We start from the raw sequence: 21,649 nt of genomic DNA, 5'->3' as shown, positions 1-21,649 counted from the left end.
AAGACAGGTGAATTATGGAAATAACAACAAAAGACTTTGGCTTAGGCGCGCATTTGATTTGTTTAACAAACAAGGCAGGAGATACGCTCTCATTGAGCAATTACGGTGCCCGAATTGTGGATTGGACAGTCAATGGTAAGAAAATCGTTTTGGGCTTTGATTCTACACAAGAGTATGTCGAAAAAGATAATTATCCTGGTGCCACAATTGGCCGAACAGCTGGCCGTATCAAAGACGGTCAAGTGAAGATAGCAGGCAAGAACGTACAATTGCAACAAAATGAAGCTGCGCAAACCTTACATGGAGGGCAAGATTCCTTTGAAAGTAAACTCTGGCAGTTTGAAGTTTTTCAAGAAGCAGAACAAGCAAAAGTTCAATTTTACTTGACGTCAAACGATGGTGAAAATGGCTATCCAGGACAGATACAAGTCACTGTGACTCACAGTTTTGATGAAAATGGCACTTGGTCCATTGAATATGATGCCGTTTCTGATAAAGACACGGTGTTTAACCCTACAGGTCATGTTTACTTTAATTTGTCCGGAGATGTAGCTCAAAGTATAGACAACCATTTCTTGCGTTTAGGCGCCTCTCGTTTTGTTCCTTTGTTAGACAAGAGCGAGGTAGTACGTGGAGATATTGCGGAGTTAGCGGGTACAGACTTAGATTTGCGTTCAGGCAAAAGGCTCTCGGAAGTCTTTCAAAGTACTATGGAGCAAGTGATTTTGGTTGATGGCCTTGATCATCCTTTCCTTTTAGATGAGCCAAGCATAGAGAAAGAGCAAGCACGTTTAAGCTTTGAAGAGTTAAGTATCTCTGTTTATACTGATCGTCCAAGTATTGTTATTTTTTCAGCAAATTTTGGCGAATCTGGTGCAGTATATCAAGGGAAAAAAGAAGTAAATCATGGCGGAATCACTTTTGAAACACAAGTGGCGCCAGGCAGTCAACAAATTCCGGAGTTGGGTGATATCACACTCAAAGCAGGTGAGAAATACTATTCAAAAACAATTTATAAACTCCATAAAGAAGAGAAAAAATGAGGAAAAGAAAATGACAACAATCGTGGAAAACAGTAAAGTTTTAACAGCATTAACAAACAGTTTTGAAAAAGTATTTGGGGATACAGAAAATGTGGAATACTTCTTTTCGCCAGGTCGTATTAACTTGATTGGTGAACATACCGACTATAATGGCGGCTACGTCTTCCCAGCCTCAATTACAATTGGGACAACAGGTTTGGCCCGTTTACGTGAAGATACAAAAATCCGACTTTTTTCACAAAACTTTCCAGAAGCAGGTCTTATCGAATTTGATTTAACAGAGGTCAAGGAAAAAGATGATGACAGTTGGTCAAATTACGTTAAAGGAATGATAGTGATGCTTCAAGGTGCAGGCTATACCATCGATAAAGGTTTTGAACTACTTATCAATGGTGAAATTCCAACAGCTTCTGGTTTATCATCTTCAGCTTCTTTGGAACTTTTAGTCGGTGTAGTTTTAGACGACCTGTTTAATTTACAAGTCCCACGCTTGGAGTTGGTACAACTCGGACAAAAAACGGAAAATGAATTCATTGGCGTCAACTCTGGTATTTTAGACCAATTTGCGATTGGTTTTGGTGAAGTGAAAAAAGCGATTTTATTGGACTGTAATACTCTTAAGTATGAAATGGTGCCGGTAGAATTACGTGATTATGATATTGTCATCATGAACACAAACAAACCACGTGCTTTAACAGAATCAAAATATAATGAGCGTTTTGCTGAAACACGTGAAGCATTGAAACGTATGCAAAGTAAATTAGCTATTGAATCCCTGGGTGAACTTTCTAATGAGGATTTTGATGCCAATACAGACTTGATTGGTGATGAAACCCTGATTAAACGTGCGCGCCATGCCGTATATGAAAATAACCGTACAAAAATAGCACAAAAAGCTTTTGTTGCTGGTAATTTGACGAAGTTTGGTGAATTACTTAATGCTTCACACGCTTCCCTCAAAGACGACTATGAAGTGACTGGGATTGAACTTGATACGCTGGCTGAAACCGCACAAAAACAAGCAGGTGTATTAGGCGCACGTATGACAGGTGCAGGCTTTGGCGGTTGTGCAATTGCTTTAGTCGCTCATGATAAAGTCGCAGATTTTGAAGAAGCAGTGGGAGCGGAATATGAAAAAGTAGTTGGCTATCCAGCAAGCTTTTATGTCGCCCAAATTGGTTCAGGATCAACAAAACTGGATGTGGAGTAGGAAAAGTAAAAATGGAAAAATATCAAGCTGTTCAAGAATTTATTAATTTAGCAGAAAAAAATCATCGAATTGAAACGCTTGATAAAATATATTGGCGTAATCAATTACTCCATTTCTTGGGGATGAACGATTGGGACGAACCACAAGTTAAAGAAGAACATGATGCACTAACTTTAATGGATCAGCTCATGATCCTTGCACGCGACAATCAAGCTTTTTCGCCAGAAGAAGAAGAATTTTATGAAGCGGCTCTGATGGACTTTATTAGTCCAACACCAAGTCAAATTAATCGTGAGTTCTGGAAGAATTATCAAGAGAGTCCTAAAAAAGCAACAGATTATTTTTATGGACTGACTCAGGAAATTAATCAGGTCAAGACGAGAGATATCGCAAAAAATATCGCCTTTAATTATCACTCAAAATATGGCGATTTAGAAATCACAATCAATCTCTCAAAACCGGAGAAAGATCCAAAAGCTATCGCTGCAGCTAAATTAGTCAAAGATTCTAGTTATCCAGCCTGTGCGCTCTGTATTGAAAACGAAGGGCTTTATGGTGGAGGGAATAAAGCTGCACGAAGCAATCATCGCCTCATCCGTTTAAAGTTACAGGATGAAGAATGGGGCTTTCAGTATTCGCCTTATGCTTATTATAATGAACACTCAATTGTGCTTAACAACTTGCACAAGCCAATGAAAATTAATCGCCAATCTTTTAGTAATCTCTTGGACTTTTTGGATTTGTTCCCTCACTATATGATTGGATCCAATGCTGATTTACCAATTGTTGGGGGTTCTATTTTGACCCATGATCACTATCAAGCAGGACGTCATGAATTTCCGATGGCTAAAGCTAAGTTAAGAGAACAAGTAGCCTTTAAAGCTTTTCCAGAAGTAGCAGTTGGCATTGTGAATTGGCCTATGAGTGTGTTACGTTTGTCTTCTGAGGACAAAGGGCAGCTTTTGACACTTGCGGACTACATTTTGAAGAAATGGCAACAGTATTCGGATACAAGCATTGATGTCATTGCTCATTCTGCTGATGGTACGCCACACCATACGATTACGCCAATCGCTCGTAAACGTGAGGGGGCTTACGAGATGGATTTAGTCTTGCGAGACAATAATGTTAATGAAACATATCCTGATGGGATTTTTCATCCTCATGCAGACCTGCATCATATCAAGAAAGAAAATATTGGCCTGATTGAGGTCATGGGTTTGGCTGTTTTACCTCCGCGATTGAAAAATGAACTGCAAGAAGTGGAACAGTATCTCTTAGGAAAGCCACATCATATGAAAGATATGCACTTACCTTGGGCACAAGAGTTAAAAAATCAAGGGGGGGTTACTGAAGAAAATGTCTCAGAGTATGTCCGTGAAGCAGTTGGAGCTGTCTTTACAAGAGTATTGCAAGACGCGGGAGTATTTAAAGATGACAAAGCAGGATATGCCGGGTTTAAGCGCTTCATTGATTTTATAAATGAATAAGGTTATACTTGTAAGTGATTGATAAATAGTATTTAAAAACTTTGTACATCAAAGTAATGGAGGATAAATAAATGACAGTCTTAGTACTTGGAGGCGCAGGTTATGTAGGTAGCCATGCTGTTGATATTCTAGTATCACGTGGTTATGATGTGGCCGTTGTAGACAATCTTGTGACAGGACATCGTGAAGCTGTCCCAGCAGATGTACGCTTCTATGAAGGAGATGTGCGCGATCAAGCTTTTTTGGCTGATGTTTTTACAAAAGAAAAAGATATCGAAGGTTTAATGCACTTTTGTGCCTATTCATTGGTGGGTGAATCAATGCAAAAACCCCTGATGTATTTTAATAATAATGTTGGTGGGGCACAGGTTATTCTTGAAACCATGGAAAAATTTGGTATTAAGCATATTGTCTTTTCGAGTACGGCTGCAACTTTTGGAATACCCGAAGAAAGCCCTATTTCTGAAAAAACTCCACAAAAACCAATCAATCCTTATGGCGAAAGCAAACTCATCATGGAAAAAATGATGAAGTGGCAATCAGAGGCAACGGATATGACTTATGTAGCACTGCGCTACTTCAATGTTGCTGGTGCTAAACATGACGGAAGCATCGGTGAAGCACATAAAAATGAAACGCATTTGATTCCGCTTATTTTACAAACAGCTTTAGGCCAACGTGAGTTTATCACTATCTATGGCGATGATTACAATACGCCTGATGGTACATGCGTACGTGACTATATTGACATGGAAGATTTGATTGAAGCACACATCAAAGCCTTAGAATATCTTAAAACGGGCGGTGCTTCGGATCAGTTTAATCTTGGCTCTTCAAAAGGCTACTCTAACCTTGAGGTCTTGGAAACTGCACGCCGTGTTACCGGTAAAGAAATTCCATCACAAATGGGAGAACGTCGTCCTGGCGATCCAGATATGTTGGTGGCAGACTCGACGAAAGCAGGAGAAGTCTTGGATTGGCACGTGAAAAATAATTTAGAATATATTATCGAGAATGCTTGGAAATGGCATAGCTCTCATCCAAATGGATATTAATACAAATGGAAAAAGCAATCTTTTAATTTGGGTTGCTTTTTCGTTATTTTTGTAAGAAAACGCTTCAAAATGTAAAAATATAAAGAAAACAGGATTGAAAGCAGATGAAACTTGCATGAAAATGCAAAAAATGTTATATTAAGAAAATATTTCAATATAAATAAAATGGAATTATAGGAAAAATAAATGGAAAATAAAAAAGGGATGGGGCTGATAGCCCTTGTCTCCATCGTTGTCTCCAGTGCTATTGGTGGTGGGGTATTTAACCTTTCCAACGATTTAGCCAATGGAGCTACTGCAGGTGGTGTAATCATAGCATGGCTCTTCGTTGGTTTAGGGCTTTTAGCGCTTGTCTTGAGCTTAAACTATCTGATTATTAACAAACCACAACTTTCAGGGGTTTCTGATTATGCGCGAGAAGGCTTTGGCGATTTGGTAGGTTTTCTTTCTGGGTGGGGTTACTGGTTGTCCACATGGTTAGGTAATATTGCCTTTGCCGTGCTCATGATGATATCTATGGATTACTTTTTCCCTGGTAAATTTGCAGATGCAAATGGAAGTCTAAGCGTTTTTGCAGTAGTGTCCGTATCGATTCTTTCTTGGCTTTTAGCTTTGATGGTGAGTAAAGGGGTCGAATCTGCAGCGATTGTGAATACCATTGTTCTGGTTTGTAAATTAATCCCAATCTTTGTTTTTATGATTACAGGGATCTTTATGTTCAAAGCAGGAGTATTCACTGCAGGTTTTTGGAACAATATTACAGAAAATACTCAAGGCTTGGTTCAAGCTCAAGGGTCAATGACCGCTGGCGGCTTACTCGATCAAGTTAAAAGCTCTCTTATGGTCATGATTTGGGTCTTTGTCGGGATTGAAGGTGCGGCAATGATGGGCGATCGTGCCAAGAAAAAATCTGATGCAGGCCGCGCGACAATCATTGGTCTTATCGTTTTACTTTTTATCTACATCTTGCTTTCACTCCTACCTTTCGGCTATTATGATCAAGCAGAATTAGCTGCCATGAAAACGCCAGGCATGGTTTATATGCTAAAAGATATGCTTGGTAGCTTTGGAGGCGCATTGATGGCCAGTGGTCTTGTTGTTTCCGTTTTAGGGGCTTGGATATCATGGACGATGCTTCCAGTAGAATCCACAACACAGTTGGCCAATCAAAAATTACTCCCAGAATGGTTTGGGCGCTTAAATAAACATAACGCTCCTGCAAATTCTCTTTGGCTTACACAAATCTTTGTTCAATTTTTCATCATCGTTACTTTTTATGTCGCAAATGCTTATAATGTAATGGTGTACCTCTGTACAGCATGTATCATGATCTGTTACGCTTTGGTCGGTGCATATATGATGAAACACGGTCTTGAAGAAAAAAATACAAAAAATATAGTCATTGGCTTTGTGGCCCTTGCTTTCCAAATTTTAGCGCTGTGGCTTTCAGGCTGGCAGTATGTTTGGATGGCTTCGATTCTCTATGCAATTGGTTTTATTTTCTACTACTTAGCGAAGAAAGAAAATGGTAAGACACTTTCTCGTTTAGAAATTATTGTTCTTTTTGTAATTATCGGTTTGTCTATCTTTGCAGCTTTTGGCTTGATTGGCAATCATTATGGTTTAAGAGAGTTACTTGGCTTATAAATAACGTAAAAAAATTCGGAATTAATGTTCCGAATTTTTTTGCTCTAATTGTGAGTAATGGCTATTTTTGATATGAACCAATACACGTAAATCTTCTTCGAGTTTATCTTTTTGTTGACGTAATTCACGTTCTTGTTCAACAAGAAGGGAAATACGTTTTAATAACGTAGAATCCCCTTCTGCCTCCAGTGCCTTAAATTTGATCAGGTTATCCTCAGTCAGTGGTGGTTCTTTCTTGTCCATTTGTTTCAATTTCTCCTTGCTTCACATTGAAAATACTTAAGTTTTCTGGCAGGTTTTTGAGGTGGTCAAGCGTCGTTGTAGTAATAAAGGTTTGTGTTTTTCCGAGCGTTGTTTCTAAAAGATCCAACTGACGGCTATTATCGAGCTCACTCATGACATCGTCGAGCAAAAGAATAGGATATTCTCCAGTCTCTTCAAAAATTAAATCAATCTCAGCGAGCTTGACAGATAAAGCAACGGTTCTTTGTTGGCCTTGGCTGCCAAAGTCCGCAACATTAATACCATTGACAAAAAAAGTCAAATCATCTCGGTGAGGACCGACAGAGGTCTGATGACGAAAGATATCCTTATCACGTGCACTTTTCAAATCTTCTAAGAGAGCTGTAGAATTAACTTTATAATTAATCTGCAGCTCCTCAAGCCCATGAGTGAGTTGAGCATGAATTTTTTGTGCCAGCTTTTCCAGTTTGTCAATAAAATTTTGACGTTCAGTACTAATCTTCTGACCGTGTTCTGCCAGTTGGCTGTCTAAAACATCTAAAAAAGTAGCGTCAATCTGTTTGCGTTCCATCTTGAGGTAAGCATTGCGCTCTTTTAAAGCGCGGTTATAGCGCACCGAATCATAAAGATAAACGGGACGTATTTGACCAATCTCCATATCAAGGAAGCGACGGCGAATGCTTGGGGCACCTTTGATAAGTTCTAAATCCTCAGGTGCAAACATGATAAGGTTCAGCTGACCGATATAGTCTGCTAAGCGGTTTTCTTTCAAATGATTGACATGAGCCGTACGTCCTTTAGGAGTCAAAGCAACTTCTAGAGGGATATTACTGTGACCTTTTGTGACAGTACCAGAAACATTCATTTCTTTGGCATCCCACCGAATCAGTTCCCGATCATGATGGGTGCGGTGGCTACGTGTTAAAGCAAGAAAGTAGATACTTTCTAAAAGATTAGTTTTACCTTGGGCATTCTGTCCTAAAAAGATATTGAGATTGGGATGAAATTCAAGGGAAAGCTTATCATAATTTCGGAAATTATAGAGCTGTATATTGTTAAGTTTCATGCTTATTTAGCGCCGGGGAATCTTGGCTTGGCCGCTTTTTTGGGTTTTTGAGTTTTGACTTGAGCGTTCATTTTCTTGACAAGTGCTTTGACGCGTTCTTCCTCGGCCTTATCTTCTTCACGTTCAGCAATTTCTTCTTCAGAAGCTTGGACAAATGTGAGAATCAGTCCAAATTCAGGAATCTCCAAAACATCTCCCGCACGCAGTTTTTTGCCACGGCGATTTTCAGCTTCCTTGTTTAAGAAAATATTGCCTTCATTTTCAGCGAGAAAAAGCTTAGCTTGGCCTCCTGTATTGACAATGGCCAATTCTTTAATGACTTGTCCTAAGGTGATGTATTCTTCAAATAAAATGTAATTTTGCATAACTCTATTTTAGCATAAAGAGTCTCAAAAATAGTGGAAAATTTGCTATAATAGAGATATTACAGCTCCTGCTCTTTTTAGGATTAAAAGAAGTTCCTTTAAACTTGAAAAGAGGAGTAGACAAGGGATATCTATGAAACTAGCCAGCGGAGTAAATCTCCATGTTATAAAAGAAACAAAATTCAAAACAATACGTCTCATGGTGCGCTTTCGTGAAGAACTTTCGCGAGAAAATATTGCTAAGCGTGTGATTATCTCTAATTTATGGGAAACGACCAATGCAGCATACCCAACAGCTCAAGCATTTTCAAGCCGCTTGTCAGAACTTTATGGGACATCTTTCTCAACTGCAGTAAATAAAAAAGGCAGTCAACATTTGTTGAGCATTCATATGAATCTTGTTAATCCTAAGTTTGTTGATGTGGATACTTTGGCAGGTGCCGTTGACTTTATGCATAAAGCGCTCTTTAGTCCAGATAATAATGTTGAAGTTTTCCAGCGGGAAAAGACAAATCTCATCAACTACCTTAAAGCTATGAATGAAGATCGCTCTTATTATGCCAGCCGTCAGTTGGCTGCCCTTTTCTTTACGGATCCAAATCAATCTCTCCCAGGTGTAGCAACGGTGGGACTTTTGCAGGCAGAAACAGCAGAAGCTGTTTTTAATTATTACACTGAAATGCTTAATCACAATCTGATTGATATTTTTGTTCTAGGTGATGTGGAAGAAGCTGAAGTTGTACGTTTGTTCCAAAACTTTGACTTTAAGGATCGTCAGGGGCATTCTGAAATTTTTTATAAGCAAGAGCTCAAGGATTATCAAGAAAAAATCGAAGCTAAGGAGGTGCAACAGTCTATTTTACAAATGGCTTTTGCGCAACCGACAACTTATGGCAGCAAGGATTACATGACTTTACAAGTGATGAATGGCCTTTTTGGTGGCTTTGCACATTCTAAATTATTTATGAATGTCCGTGAAAAGGCAAGCTTGGCTTACTATGCAAGTTCAGCTTTTGATAGTTTTACAGGCCTGCTAAGAGTTAATGCAGGAATTGATGCAGGAAATTATCAACAGGCACGAGAGCTGATTCTAGAACAACTTCAAGCCATGCAATCTGGAGACTTTACCGCACAAGAAATTGAGCAAACTAAAACAATGCTAAAAAATTCTTACTTCATGTCGCTTGACTCTTCTTCGAATCTCATTGAACAAGCTTTTATTCACGAAGTTTTGCCTGAACTTTATGTTGATGAAGCAACTTTTTTGAAAGCATTAGAAGCTGTGAGCAAAGAAGATATTATGCGCTTGGCGCAAAGTTTAAAACTACAGGCTCAATATTTCATGAAAGGAGAAGTTTATGCAGAAGAAGAGATATGAAAAAACGGGTGAAATCTTATATACTGATGTTCTAGCCAACGGTTTAACGGTTTATTACTTACCGAAACCTGATTACAATCGGACCTACGGTCTTTTTACGACAAACTTTGGGTCATTGGATACCTCTTTTGTCCCTATGGGAAGTCAAGAGATAAAGACTTTTCCAGAAGGTATCGCTCACTTTTTGGAGCATAAACTCTTCGAGAAAAAAGAAGGGGATGTAATGTACAAGTTTGGTGCCTATGGGGCGCAAACCAATGCTTTTACAAGCTTTTCGAGAACGTCTTATCTTTTTTCGACACGTGAAAATATCTATGAGTGTGTGAACTTACTGCTTGATTTTGTACAAGAACCTTACTTTACGGAAGAAAATGTTGCAAAAGAGCAAGGTATTATTCAACAAGAAATCCAGATGTATCAAGATGATAGTGATTGGCGTTTGTTTGCAGGGCTTTTAGCTTCGCTTTATCCTGAGTCACCATTGGCAGATGATATTGCTGGTACTCCACGTTCGATTAAGGAAATTACCGCAGCTGACTTGTATGTTAACTATGAAATTTTTTATCATCCCTCAAACATGAACCTCTTTTTAACAGGTCCTTTTGATGTGGATTACATGGCTGCATTTGTAAATGAGAATCAAGAGAAGAAAGCTTTTGTTAAAGCTGAACCGATACATAGAAAAACTGTTGAGGGGAGTCAGCCGATTGCAGGAAAAACTCTTGCGTTTGAAGTTGCGATGCCCAAGTTGGCTCTTGGTTTTCGTGGAGAAGATGCTTTACCAACTGATGCCCGCGAATTATTAGAATATAAACTTTCAAATCAGTTGCTTCTCGATATGCTTTTTGGGAAAACAAGTCATCGTTATGAGGAAATGTATAATGCAGGTTTAGTTGATGATTCTTTTGGCTATGGTTTTGATATGGATAGAAGTTTTCACTTTGCGAATATTACCGTAGATACTGAAAAACCAGAGCAAGTAAGTAAAGTTTTGCAGGAAGCCCTAAAAAGTTATAAAATAGATAAGGATTTTGAAAAAGAAAATCTAGAAATACTGAAACGTGAAACACTAGGGGACTATTATAAATCCCTAAACTCTTTAGAATATATCGCCAATCAATTTTCATCAAATATTTATGGCGAGATTAACTTCTTTGATTTACCTGAAATTTTATCAGGATTAACCCTTGAAAAAGTCAGCAAACACGCTGAAAAATTTGTTGAGAATATGCAAACTGTAGATTTTATCATCTACCCTAAATAATACGAACAGTTATGAATAAATCCATGTATTTCATAAAGCTGAGAGGAGGACATGGTGGCAATTAAAACAATAGGCGAAGTCCTCAAAGACAAGAGGACGGAACTTGGCCTCGGGCTAAGTGAAGCCGAAAAACTTACAAACATTCCGAAATTATATATTATTGCTTTAGAAACAGGGGATTATAAGGCTTTACCCGGTGATTTTTATATTAAAGCTTATCTTAAACAATATGCAGAAAAGTTGGATCTTGATGCAGATCAAATCATGTTTGCATATGAGAAGGATGGATCAATGTCTGTTGAAGAACACGAAGACATCCAAGAAACTTATCGATTTGTGAAACCAAGTGAACGCGTAGAAGAGGATGAGGAAGAGGAAGAAAGTAATAAGCCTGCATGGCGTCATTATGTTCCCATTATCTTGCTTTCTGCTGTTGCACTAGCCATTGTCGGAAGTGTCACAGCTGTTGTATTACTTACGCGCCCGCCAAAGCCAGACTTGAGTGATACGTCTTATACTTATAAAACGAGCGAAACAAAAAAGGCAACAGAAGAACAAAAGAAAACAACAGAATCATCAGAAAAGCCTGTTGAATCAAAACCAGAGCCCCAAAACCAAATTACGGTTACTGGAAGTGGTGCGCAGCTTAATGTCAAGGTAGAAAATGCTACGAGCCCAACACAAATTGTCTTTACAACAGCAGCTGGCGCAGTGACAACTGTTTCATTGACCAATGCGGATTGGGCAACAGTACGCACGTTATCTGATGCCGAAAATACAGCTACAGCAACACTCGGAGCGGGATTAACTAACTCTGTGATTAACTTGTCCAATACCCAAGGACTTACAATGACAATCAACGGTAGCACTGTCGATTTGTCTGCTCTTACAGTAGGCGTTCCAGTTCAAGTGCAATTAACGGTGACTTATGCAAGCACTACAGCACCTGTAACACAATAAAAAGTTGAGCCACGAGCAGGCCAACTCTAAGAAGCGAAGAAAGTAATTATGAAAAAAGAAAAACTCCCTAATCAACTAACGATACTAAGAATCTTTATGATTCCTGTCTTTCTCATTGTCCTTTATCTGCCACATGGTGCAGCTGTGGGTACAAGCTATGTTTCATGGATTGTTGCAGCAATTATCTTTGCTGTAGCTTCAATTACAGACTGGCTTGATGGCTATTTGGCGCGCAAGTGGAAAGTTGTTTCTAATTTTGGTAAATTTGCAGATCCTTTAGCGGATAAAATGTTAACGATGGCTGCATTTGTGATGCTAATTGCTCTAGGCTTAGCTCCAGCTTGGGTTGTTGCAATCATCGTATGTCGTGAACTTGCTGTGACTGGACTTCGCCTTTTACTGGTTGAACAAGGTGGTGCAGTCTTGGCTGCAGCTATGCCAGGAAAAATTAAAACATTTACACAAATGTTGTCTATTATTTTCTTACTAATTGGTGATCCCATTTATATTGGCACAATCTTACTTTATGTTTGCCTTATCTTCACGATTTATTCCGGCTATGATTACTTTGCCAAAAATATGCAAGTTTTTAAAAATTAATGTGAATTTAAAGCTTGAAAAAAATAGAAGTCTGCGTTATACTTAAACATACAGAGAGTAAGACTTGGCTGAAAGCTTACAAAACCTAAAGTGACGATAAAAAACGGTAGCAACGTTATAGCTAAACTGAGGTTCTGGAAGACAGGACAAATTTAGGTGGTACCGCGATAAGATTACTGACGCCCTAGAGCTTTTATGCTTGGGGCGTTTTAATTTGCTACCAGCATTGCACCTAAAGGTGCTAATGCTGAACGGCAAGGCTCACAAAGGCTTTCTTAATAATGTTTAAATCATAAATGTATTCGATACAAAGGAGATAATATGAAATTACAAAAACCAAAAGGTACGGCAGATATTCTGCCTCAAGAGTCACAAAAATGGCAATATGTAGAAATGATGGCACGTGCAGTATTTGAAGATTATAATTTCAAAGAAATCCGTACACCCCTTTTTGAAAGTTATGAGCTGTTCAGTCGTGCAACAGGTGAAACAAGTGATATTGTGACGAAAGAAATGTATGACTTTGACGATAAAGGTGGACGTCACATTGCCTTACGTCCTGAAGGAACTGCTTCAACTGTTCGCGCTTATATTGAAAATAAACTCTTTGCCCCAGAAGTGCCAAAACCTGTAAAAATGTATTATATGGGCTCAATGTTCCGCTATGAACGCCCTCAATCTGGACGTTTACGTGAATTCCACCAATTTGGTGTAGAGTGTTTCGGAGCAAAAAATCCGGCAATTGATGTCGAAATTATCGCCATGGCACAATCATTATTTGAACAAATCGGTATTTCTGGTGTGACGCTTCACTTGAATTCTTTGGGGGATTTAGAAACACGTAAGGCTTATCGTACAGCTTTGGTTGATTATTTGACACCTTTTGAAAAACAACTTTCAAAAGATAGCCAACGTCGTCTTCACGAAAATCCTCTTCGAGTACTTGACAGCAAGGAAAAAGAAGACAAAGAAATCGTCAAGGATGCACCATCTATCTTGGATTTTCTTACAGAAGAGTCTCAAAATCACTTTGACATGACACGTGATCTGCTCGATGGTTTAGGCATTGAATATGTCATTGATACTAATATGGTTCGTGGTTTGGACTATTATAATGATACAATTTTTGAATTTATCGTAGATGTCAAAGGACAAGAATTGACGGTTTGTGCAGGCGGCCGTTATGATGGTTTGGTTGAATACTTTGATGGTCCAGCCACACCAGGTTTTGGATTCGGACTGGGTGTAGAGCGCTTGTTGATGGTTGCTGAAATGCAAGGTGTTGATTTCCATGAAGAAGATACACTTGATGTTTATATTGCCGTTATGGGGAATAAAGCCAGCTTAGCAGCGACACAACTCGCAGAAAGCCTCCGTGCTCAAGCCTTTAAAGTCGAACGTGATTTCTCTAATCGCAAGCTTAGCGCACAATTTAAATCAGCAGAAAAAGCAAAAGCAGAAGTGATAATTACGCTTGGGGATAATGAAGTGGAAACAGGTGAAATTACAGTTAAACATAACCAAACGCGTAAAGAAGTGAAAACAACTTTGGCAGAAGTTGCGAAAGGATTTGCGCCTATCTTTGAGGAAGCGCTTGGAGAATAACAAAGTTCAGTAGTTCTAGAGAACACGAGTACTAAAAAACATAAGGAGATTAAATTTGAAGAGAACAAACTATGCAGGAAATATTACCGAAGAATATTTAAATCAAGAAGTTACCGTAAAAGGTTGGGTTGCGAAGCGTCGCAATCTTGGAGGCTTAATCTTTATTGATTTGCGCGACCGCGAAGGTATTGTCCAGATTGTCGTTAACCCAGAAACAGCAGCAAAAGAAATTGTTGAGGTAGCAGATAAAGTCCGGAACGAATACGTCCTTGAAATTACAGGTAAAGTTGTTGAACGTGCCAGCAAAAACGAAAATATTAAAACAGGTGGAATTGAAATTGAAGCCAACCAAATGCAAATTCTCAGCACTTCAAAAACAACGCCTTTTGAGATTAAAGATGGAGTTGAGGTGCTTGATGATACACGGTTGAAATACCGTTATCTCGACTTACGTCGTCCGGAAATGCTTAATAATATTACGATGCGTCATGCGACAACACGTGCTATCCGTAGCTACTTAGATAATCAAGGCTTTATCGATGTTGAAACACCTTTCTTGAATAAATCAACTCCAGAAGGTGCACGTGATTACCTTGTTCCTTCTCGTGTTAATAAAGGCGAATTCTATGCTTTACCACAAAGTCCACAACTTATGAAACAATTGTTGATGACTGCGGGCCTTGATCGTTACTATCAAATCGTGAAATGTTTCCGTGATGAAGACTTGCGTGGTGACCGTCAACCAGAATTTACACAGGTCGACTTAGAAACAAGTTTTCTTGGGGAAGAAGAAATTCAAGATTTAACTGAAGGTTTGATTGCGAAAGTTATGAAGGACGTTAAAAACGTTGATGTAACTTTGCCATTTCCGCGTATGAAATACGATGATGCTATGAATTTCTATGGTTCAGATAAGCCAGATACACGCTACGATATGCTCTTGACAGACTTGACAGAACTTGCGAAAACTGTAGATTTCAAAGTGTTTAGTGAGGCGCCAGTTGTTAAAGCCATTGTTGTTAAAAATAATGCCGATAAGTACTCTCGTAAAGCTATTGATAAATTAACAGAGCAAGCCAAACAAAATGGTGCCAAGGGCTTAGCTTGGATCAAGTTTGAAGACGATAAATTGGCAGGTCCAATTGCTAAATTCTTGACAGATAAAACATCAGAATTCGTTGAAACTTTGGGCTTAGAAAACAACGACTTGGTTCTCTTTGTGGCGGACAGTTTAGAAGTGGCAAATTCAGCACTGGGTGCTTTACGTCAAACGATTGCCAAAGAGCAAGGCTTAATTGATTATTCGAAATTCAATTTCCTCTGGGTTATTGATTGGCCAATGTTTGAATGGTCAGAAGAAGAAGGGCGTTATATGAGTGCGCATCACCCGTTCACTTTACCAACTGCTGAAACACAAGGGGAACTTTCAGGAGATCTTAGTAAAGTACGTGCGCATGCTTACGACATTGTTTTGAATGGTTACGAACTCGGTGGTGGTTCACTTCGTATTAATACGCGTGAATTACAAGAAGAAATGCTCAAAGCGCTAGGCTTTAGTTTAGAAGATGCCAAAGAGCAATTTGGTTTCTTGTTGGAAGCTTTAGATTATGGCTTCCCACCACACGGAGGATTGGCCCTTGGTTTGGACCGTTTCGTTATGTTGCTTGCAGGAAAAGACAATATTCGTGAAGTTATTGCCTTTCCTAAGAATAATAAAGCCACAGACCCGATGACACAAGCGCCATCAGTAGTCAGTGAGAGCCAACTGGAAGAATTGAGAATTAAACTTGAAAAACTTGACTAAATTTATCAACATGTTTGGTGGCTGGGAAAAGTTGACACATCGTTTCTCAGCATCTGTCTTATATGGAATCACATCTGCTTTTGCATTGAACTTCTTTTATCAACCCGGAAGAGTTTATGCAAGTGGCGCGACAGGGGCAGCACAGGTGGCAACGGAAATTTTAACACGAATTTTGGGGCACAACTATCTTCCCATATCAGCCACGCTCTTCCTGATCAATGTCCCCTTAATGATTTTAGCTTGGTTCCGTTTAGGGAAACAGTTTACTCTGTTTACTTTGTTAACGGTTACCATGAGCTCCATTTTTATCCACTTTGTTCCTGAAACAACGCTGACACCTGATCCAATCATCAATGCCATCTTTGGTGGTACCATCATGGGTGCAGGTGTTGGATATGCCATGCGTAATGGTATCTCAAGTGGTGGTACGGACATCATTGCCCTTTATATCCGGAAGAGAACAGGCCATAATGTTGGTACACTAGGTTTCATCGTCAACGGAGTAATTATCTTTACTGCAGGCGTACTCTTTGGCTGGGAATATATGCTATATTCTATGATTGCTATCTTTGTGAGCTCACGTGTCACAGATGCAATCTTTACGCGTCAAAAACGTATGCAGGTGATGATAGTTACCGAGAATCCTGAAATCATCATCCGCAAACTCTTTGAAAAAATGCATCACAGTGCAACTATTTTGAACAATGCTGAAGGTGCATACTCACACGAGAAACGGACAATTTTGTTTACGGTTATCACCATGTATGAGTATCAAGATTTTAAAGAAATCATCACAAAATATGATCCGAAAGCTTTTGTCTCTATCTCAGAAAACGTTCGTGTAATAGGGAACTTTAGTGAGATTACTGATTAAGTTGACAAAATGACCGTTTTAGTATAAATTAGAGAAGGCCTCTGTCAACTGTGACAGAGGTTTTACAAGAAATTATAAAGCCATTTTTATAAGGTAAAAATGGTATTAGATTGGAGAGTTGTATGAAGGATATGAGCCTCATTAAAATCCATTTTCGTAACTTTATTGCCATCAGCTTAGGCGCAATTATCTTTGCTTTTGGTTTTGTAAAGTTAAATATGGCCAATCAGTTGGCTGCAGGTGGCCTTTCCGGTATTACCTTGATCTTGCACGCATTATTCAAGTTGGATCCGGCCCTAAGTCAGTTCATTCTGAATATCCCCTTGCTTTTTATTGGTTACCGTTTCTTAGGACAACGGACCTTTACCTATACGGTCTATGCGATTGTTAACATCTCGCTTTTCCTTTCAGTTTTCCAAGCATTTGATTTTAGTATTAATCTTTTGCATGATAACTTAGTCGCAGCTCTCCTGGCCGGGGTATTTGCCGGAACGGGGATTGGGATTATCTTCCGCTTTGGCGGAACAACTGGAGGTTCAGATATCATTGCTCAGCTGTTGCAAATTAAGCGAGGCACAGCAGTGGGGCGTGTGATTTTCACAATAGACCTTTTTGTAATGACACTTTCTCTCACTTACATTGATGTTAATCATATGGTTTATACATTAATTGCAAGTTTCGTAAGTGCCCAAGTGATTAACCTTATCCAATCTGGTGGTTATACCGTTCGTGGGATGCTTATTATCAGTCCTAAGTATCAAGAAATTTCAAATGCCATCCTGGCAGAACTTGGACGTGGTGCAACATTCTTACATGGTGAAGGCGCATATTCAGGTACAGAAAAACGTGTGGTCTATGTGGTGCTTAACCCTCGAGAAGTCATGACGGTTAAAGCTCTGATTGCCGAAATAGATCCTCAAGCCTTCTCAACAGTAATAAATGTTCATGAAGTTATGGGAGATTTTACTTATCCACAAAGTAAATATAAACGTAAGAAAAAATAAAAAAGAGCCAGATTTTGGTTCTTTTTATTTTAATGGCTATTATTGAAAAAGTTTTGAAGTTAGACGTTCGCCTTCAAGTCGGCCTACAGAAGAAACACCTTCTACATCAGAAGAATCAGCATTAACGCCGTCCTTAAGAATTTGTAAGCGATCGATAGCTTGATTGATCTGAATGAGGCTTTGAGTTTGATTTTCAAAGCTATAATTACTAATCTCACGTTTAGCTTTCTTGAGGTGAATAATTGCCTTTTCGATTTCGACAAGAGCTTTTGATGTACGCATAGAGTCCCTCCTTGTTTTATGATACTAACCTTATTATAAACAAAAAGACTGGCAAAAGCCAATCTCTTAATTTTGGGCAACGAAATCATCTAAAATCTTGACAATTTCTGCTTGTGTTTCTGCTTGATTTACAGCTACTTTAACTTTTGCAGCACGTTTTGCACCTTTGAGGTAGTAAGCTGCATGTTGACGAAATTCGCGTGACGCTAAGTTATCGCCTTTGAGGTCAACAAGACGTTGCAAGTGAATCTTAGCGATACGCATTTTTTCATCCACAGTTGGTTCAGGGAGTAATTCCCCTGTGCGAAGGTAGTGTTCCGTACGGTGAAGCATCCACGGATTTCCGAGAGCTGCTCGACCAATCATGACTGCATCAACACCTGTCTCATCAATCATGCGTTTAGCATCTTCAGGTGTTTTAACATCACCGTTTCCGATGAAAGGAATGTTAATATTGCTTGCTACTTTTTCAAGCCATGTCCAGTCAGCTTTACCTTCATAGAGTTGAGCGCGTGTCCGTGCGTGCATTGCAACAGCTGCACCACCAGCTGCTTCAATAGCTTTGGCATTTTCGACAGCGTAGAGATGATCAGAATCCCAACCGATACGAATTTTTACAGTGAGTGGTAGATCAATCGCAGAGCTGACAGCTTTCACTACATCGTAAACCTTATCTGGGTCAAGTAGTAAGCGACTTCCCGCTTCATTTTTGGTTACCTTCGGAACAGGACAGCCCATATTGATATCAATGATGTCTGCTACTGTATTTTCTTGAACAAATTTCGCTGCTTCAACCAGTGTATCAACTTCACCACCAAAAATCTGCATGGAAAGTGGATGCGGAACACCTTCAAAGTCCATCATTTGAAGCGTTTTTTTGTTACGATGCTCGATACCTTTATCAGAAATCATTTCAGTAACAACAAGTCCGGCTCCAAACTCTTTAGCTGTTGTCAGGAAGGCTTTATTATTAATTCCCGCCATTGGAGCGAGTACAATTTTATTAGCAATTTCTATATCCCCAATTTTCCATGGGCGTGTGTATTTTGAATCCATAGTCATAGAGAATATTTTACCATTTTTTAGGGGATTTGCTAAAACTTTGCACTGAAAAAACCTTCGTAAATAAATAAACGAAGGTTTTTTAGCTTAATCGGTAAATAAGTGCTTTATTTTTTGGCGTACAGAAACTTCCTGAGCTTGAGTGGTTAAAAAGGTTGCAACATCTCCAGCATGGAGTAGTGTATCTCCTCGTGGAATAATTTTTTCACCATTTCTTTGAATAGCAATCAGAAGACTATCTTTAGGAAGATGGAGATTTTGAACCGGTTGATGGTCAGCTTCCGAATCAAACTGTACCAAGGCTTCAATCATAATATGACCTTCTTTTTCAGTAGCTATTTCCGAATCAACAGTAAGTAGATTGTGGAGTAATGAGTGGTAGATTGGCTCAGAGTGTAAAAGCTCGGCCACAAGATAGGAAATTAGAGAAACAAAAGCCAGAGGTAATAAATGATCAAAGGAACCTGTCATCTCGACTAAAAGGAGAATTCCAGTCATTGGTGCACGAACGATAGCAGTAAAAGTTGCAGCCATCGCTAAAATAATAAAATTTGGGAAAAGATTGGGCGACAAATGCAAGAGAGGAATGACTGTTGTAGCAAAAATGCTACCAAGACTAGCACCGAGTACTAAGAGGGGGAAGAATATTCCTCCGGGAACACCTGAAGCATAGCTGATGAGGGAAATCAAAAACTTTGCAGCAAAGACCAGACAGAGAAAGGCAAGTCCCCAAGTAAGCGTCAATTGGTCAATCAACTGGTGACCACTGCCGCTGATTAGTGGAAAGAAGAGAGCGACAAGAGCAGAAGCAGAAAAACTGAACAAGACACGAAGAAAAGGACTTTTTATCTTCTCTTTCATGAGGCTTTGACTCTTTAGAAGAGCGGCATTATAAACTGCACCAAAAATTCCCATAAGGATACCTAAAAGTAAGAGTAGCCAATAATCTGAGAGGGGAAAGCTGCTCACGATTTGGAAATCAAAGATACTGGCTGGACCAAAAATAATACGCGAAACGGCATCAGCCATGATAGCAGAGCTCATACAAGTTAATAATATCAAAGGTGAGAAGTATTTGAATACTTCTTCAAGCGTAAACATGATTCCAGAAAGCGGTGCATTAAAAGCAGCAGATAAACCAGCGGAAGCTCCAGAAGCAATCAACAAACGTTGGTGTCGCTCAGTAGAGGAAAATCTTTGACCAAAGGCTTGTCCCATCGCAGCCCCGAGCTGGATCGATGGTCCTTCACGACCTAAGGATAACCCAGCAAACATGGCTAGTGTTCCTCCGACAAACTTAGCCCAAGCCGTTGAAAACCAGTCTGGTTTAAAGTAGCCCAGCAATTGCCCTTTGACTTGAGGGATTCCGCTACCAGTCGACATAGGGTATTTTTTCATCAAGGTACTGACAATAAAGACAAGGAGAAGCAATGTAGGAAGGAGGAAAAGCCCATAAATAAGATGAATGCTGACTTGATGATAGAGAGCAGCACCTAATTTTTCAGCTAGAGAAAGGGCCAAACGATAAAAGCTGGCTAAGAAGCCAGCTGCCAGTCCAACCAATAGACTCAAAAAAATTAAACCTATATTTTTGTTTGACGATTGTGAAAGATCTTTAATCAATAGTCTCATTTTTGAGCAGCTCCCAAGATTAAATCATTGAGTTCTTTTTCTGTAAATTCATATTTGCGTCCGCAAAATTGGCAGAGGACTTCAGCCCCATGATCTTCTTCGATAATTTCGGTGAGTGCTTGACTACCGAGGCTTTGCAATCCTTCAGCAAATCGATCCTTTGAACAGTCACATTCGAAGGCTAAGGGTGATTCAGCTAGAATCGTATATTCAAGCTCACCATAAAGTGCAGCAAGCATGGCTTCGAGCGGGTTTTCTTTTAAAAGCATTTCCGAAATACTTGGCATTACTTTAATATTTTTTTCCATTAGTGTGATTTCATCATCAGTTGCATCGGGCAAGGCTTGGAGCATAAAGCCACCAGCGATTTTAACACTGTCTTCCCCGTCATTGAGCAAGACATTTAAACCAATAGAAGAAGGTGTTTGCTCACTGGAGAGAAAATACCAGGCCAGATCTTCCCCAATTTCTCCAGTAATTAAATCAGTTTGGCCTGTATAAGGTTGACGAAGTCCCATATCTTTAATAACCACAAAGAAGCCATTGCCAATGAAAGGAGCAACAAGTACTTCTCCTGTTGAAGCTTTTTTATAGTCTAAATCTTTGTTTTGAACATAACCTTTAACATTTCCTTTAGCGTCTGCTACGGCAACAATTGCACCCATAGCACCATCACCCAAGATTTTGACTGTGATTTTACTGTCCCCTTTTTCATTGGCACCTAAAATTTGGGCAGCAATCAAGGTACGACCAAGGGCAACAGTAGAAGTAGGCATCGTTTGATGACGTTCCTGAGCTTCACGGACAGTTAATGTTGAATCAAGAGTAAATGCACGAAAGTGACCATTTTTTGAAATGGATTTTAATATTTTATCAGTCATAACTCCTTCTATTTTAACATATTTTTAACAGCATTGATTGCTGGGCTTTTATTTTGGCGATGATATTTTGTATTAAAAACAAATGGGGCAAAAAAGTAAGGTTTGTAAAGAAAACTAGGATAAAGTTAGATATTTCCGAACAAAAAAAGAAATTTATAGCAAAAAAATTATTTCTTACTCAAAG

Annotated in this window: 20 protein-coding genes; 13 read left to right on the top strand and 7 right to left on the bottom strand. The window is 39.2% G+C overall.

Features of this window, described 5'->3' with window-relative positions:
• The first annotated feature begins 14 nt into the window (after positions 1-14).
• The 5 genes from lgb_RS08895 to lgb_RS08875 all read left to right on the top strand — a co-directional run bounded on the left by lgb_RS08895 (position 15) and on the right by lgb_RS08875 (position 6,445).
• The gene (locus lgb_RS08895; RefSeq protein WP_019294181.1) at positions 15-1,043 is read left to right on the top strand and encodes an aldose epimerase family protein; all 1,029 of its coding nucleotides are present in this window, start codon (positions 15-17) and stop codon (positions 1,041-1,043) included.
• Between the two features lie 10 nt (positions 1,044-1,053).
• Positions 1,054-2,253, top strand: coding sequence for a galactokinase (locus lgb_RS08890; RefSeq protein ID WP_019294180.1), 1,200 nt, complete (start codon positions 1,054-1,056; stop codon positions 2,251-2,253).
• A gap of 11 nt (positions 2,254-2,264) precedes the next feature.
• The gene (gene galT / locus lgb_RS08885; protein ID WP_064305341.1) at positions 2,265-3,743 is read left to right on the top strand and encodes a UDP-glucose--hexose-1-phosphate uridylyltransferase; all 1,479 of its coding nucleotides are present in this window, start codon (positions 2,265-2,267) and stop codon (positions 3,741-3,743) included.
• A gap of 71 nt (positions 3,744-3,814) precedes the next feature.
• Positions 3,815-4,798: a UDP-glucose 4-epimerase GalE gene (gene galE / locus lgb_RS08880; protein WP_019294178.1), complete on the top strand. Its 984-nt coding sequence runs from the start codon at positions 3,815-3,817 to the stop codon at positions 4,796-4,798.
• A gap of 186 nt (positions 4,799-4,984) precedes the next feature.
• A complete protein-coding gene (locus lgb_RS08875) occupies positions 4,985-6,445 on the top strand; it encodes a basic amino acid/polyamine antiporter (RefSeq protein ID WP_019294177.1) in 1,461 nt (486 codons plus the stop codon).
• Between the two features lie 21 nt (positions 6,446-6,466).
• Here the strand turns inward: lgb_RS08875 and lgb_RS08870 are convergent, their stop codons facing one another.
• The 3 genes from lgb_RS08870 to lgb_RS08860 are packed head-to-tail and all read right to left on the bottom strand — an operon-like array spanning position 6,467 to position 8,119.
• Complete coding sequence (locus lgb_RS08870) at positions 6,467-6,688, bottom strand: hypothetical protein (protein WP_064305340.1); 222 nt, start codon at positions 6,686-6,688, stop codon at positions 6,467-6,469.
• Positions 6,660-7,754, bottom strand: a complete 1,095-nt coding sequence (recF, locus tag lgb_RS08865) for a DNA replication/repair protein RecF (RefSeq protein ID WP_019293894.1) — start codon at positions 7,752-7,754, stop codon at positions 6,660-6,662. Before recF ends, lgb_RS08870 begins: the two co-directional genes overlap by 29 nt.
• 2 nt (positions 7,755-7,756) lie before the next feature.
• Positions 7,757-8,119 (bottom strand): RNA-binding S4 domain-containing protein, encoded by a 363-nt coding sequence (locus lgb_RS08860; RefSeq protein ID WP_019292208.1) that lies wholly within the window; start codon positions 8,117-8,119, stop codon positions 7,757-7,759.
• 133 nt (positions 8,120-8,252) lie between these two features.
• Between lgb_RS08860 and yfmF the strand changes: the two genes are divergently transcribed.
• The 8 genes from yfmF to lgb_RS08820 all read left to right on the top strand — a co-directional run bounded on the left by yfmF (position 8,253) and on the right by lgb_RS08820 (position 17,608).
• Positions 8,253-9,497, top strand: a complete 1,245-nt coding sequence (gene yfmF / locus lgb_RS08855; protein WP_019293893.1) for an EF-P 5-aminopentanol modification-associated protein YfmF — start codon at positions 8,253-8,255, stop codon at positions 9,495-9,497.
• Positions 9,478-10,761, top strand: coding sequence for an EF-P 5-aminopentanol modification-associated protein YfmH (gene yfmH / locus lgb_RS08850; RefSeq protein ID WP_249663208.1), 1,284 nt, complete (start codon positions 9,478-9,480; stop codon positions 10,759-10,761). The genes yfmF and yfmH overlap by 20 nt, the downstream gene beginning before the upstream one ends.
• Positions 10,762-10,812: 51 nt before the next feature.
• Positions 10,813-11,721 (top strand): helix-turn-helix domain-containing protein, encoded by a 909-nt coding sequence (locus lgb_RS08845; RefSeq protein ID WP_019293891.1) that lies wholly within the window; start codon positions 10,813-10,815, stop codon positions 11,719-11,721.
• 48 nt (positions 11,722-11,769) lie between these two features.
• Positions 11,770-12,321, top strand: coding sequence for a CDP-diacylglycerol--glycerol-3-phosphate 3-phosphatidyltransferase (pgsA, locus tag lgb_RS08840; protein ID WP_019292204.1), 552 nt, complete (start codon positions 11,770-11,772; stop codon positions 12,319-12,321).
• Positions 12,322-12,642: 321 nt separating this feature from the next.
• Complete coding sequence (gene hisS / locus lgb_RS08835; protein ID WP_019292203.1) at positions 12,643-13,926, top strand: histidine--tRNA ligase; 1,284 nt, start codon at positions 12,643-12,645, stop codon at positions 13,924-13,926.
• A gap of 55 nt (positions 13,927-13,981) precedes the next feature.
• Positions 13,982-15,730, top strand: coding sequence for an aspartate--tRNA ligase (gene aspS, locus lgb_RS08830; protein ID WP_019293890.1), 1,749 nt, complete (start codon positions 13,982-13,984; stop codon positions 15,728-15,730).
• 10 nt (positions 15,731-15,740) lie between these two features.
• The gene (locus lgb_RS08825) at positions 15,741-16,604 is read left to right on the top strand and encodes a YitT family protein (RefSeq protein ID WP_029343371.1); all 864 of its coding nucleotides are present in this window, start codon (positions 15,741-15,743) and stop codon (positions 16,602-16,604) included.
• A 122-nt stretch (positions 16,605-16,726) separates the two neighbouring features.
• Positions 16,727-17,608, top strand: a complete 882-nt coding sequence (locus lgb_RS08820; RefSeq protein WP_017368602.1) for a YitT family protein — start codon at positions 16,727-16,729, stop codon at positions 17,606-17,608.
• Between the two features lie 39 nt (positions 17,609-17,647).
• On the opposite strand, the gene lgb_RS08815 is transcribed toward lgb_RS08820, so the two are convergent.
• The 4 genes from lgb_RS08815 to hslO all read right to left on the bottom strand — a co-directional run bounded on the left by lgb_RS08815 (position 17,648) and on the right by hslO (position 21,465).
• Positions 17,648-17,890, bottom strand: a complete 243-nt coding sequence (locus tag lgb_RS08815; RefSeq protein WP_019292200.1) for a hypothetical protein — start codon at positions 17,888-17,890, stop codon at positions 17,648-17,650.
• 66 nt (positions 17,891-17,956) lie between these two features.
• On the bottom strand, positions 17,957-18,952 hold the full coding sequence (dusB, locus tag lgb_RS08810) for a tRNA dihydrouridine synthase DusB (RefSeq protein ID WP_003133380.1): 996 nt from the start codon (positions 18,950-18,952) through the stop codon (positions 17,957-17,959).
• A gap of 87 nt (positions 18,953-19,039) precedes the next feature.
• Complete coding sequence (locus lgb_RS08805; protein WP_019293889.1) at positions 19,040-20,584, bottom strand: ClC family H(+)/Cl(-) exchange transporter; 1,545 nt, start codon at positions 20,582-20,584, stop codon at positions 19,040-19,042.
• The gene (hslO, locus tag lgb_RS08800) at positions 20,581-21,465 is read right to left on the bottom strand and encodes an Hsp33 family molecular chaperone HslO (RefSeq protein WP_019293888.1); all 885 of its coding nucleotides are present in this window, start codon (positions 21,463-21,465) and stop codon (positions 20,581-20,583) included. Before hslO ends, lgb_RS08805 begins: the two co-directional genes overlap by 4 nt.
• Positions 21,466-21,649 lie beyond the last annotated feature (184 nt).

Origin of the sequence: Lactococcus petauri (assembly GCF_023499275.1) — a bacterium.
GTDB lineage: Bacteria > Bacillota > Bacilli > Lactobacillales > Streptococcaceae > Lactococcus > Lactococcus petauri.
This window is presented reverse-complemented; position numbering and strand designations above follow the sequence as displayed.